Source organism: Pseudoponticoccus marisrubri (assembly GCF_001482405.1).
GTDB classification, from domain to species: domain Bacteria; phylum Pseudomonadota; class Alphaproteobacteria; order Rhodobacterales; family Rhodobacteraceae; genus Pseudoponticoccus; species Pseudoponticoccus marisrubri.
Genome location: NZ_LPXO01000079.1, coordinates 1 through 288, shown reverse-complemented (window position 1 = coordinate 288; position 288 = coordinate 1). Strand labels below are relative to the sequence as shown.

Here is a 288-nt window from a genome sequence, read left to right as displayed (position 1 = left end):
GCCTCTGTCAGGGTCTCGGCCCCGAGGACGCCATCGTCCAGGGCGACAATCTGTGTCTCACCGCGACCGAGAAAATCCTCCAGCTCCCCCAACCCGGTATGGGAAAAAGACAGCCGTACCGGGGAGTCGTGGTCACTCTCTGCCACCAGGCCCAATTCCGACACCCAGCGGGCACCAAACTTGGGTTCAGCAGTGACCAGTACAATCTTACATTCCGTCATCAACGCACTCACAAACTACAGCAAGAGCAGACCCAGGCCGACAAACCCGACTGCACTGATGGCACCA

Annotated in this window: 1 protein-coding gene; it reads right to left on the bottom strand. The window is 59.0% G+C overall.

The features are described from left to right. Positions 1–221: hypothetical protein (locus AVJ23_RS23225; protein ID WP_205626909.1), on the bottom strand; the 221-nt coding region annotated here is incomplete at its 3' end. Positions 222–288 lie beyond the last annotated feature (67 nt).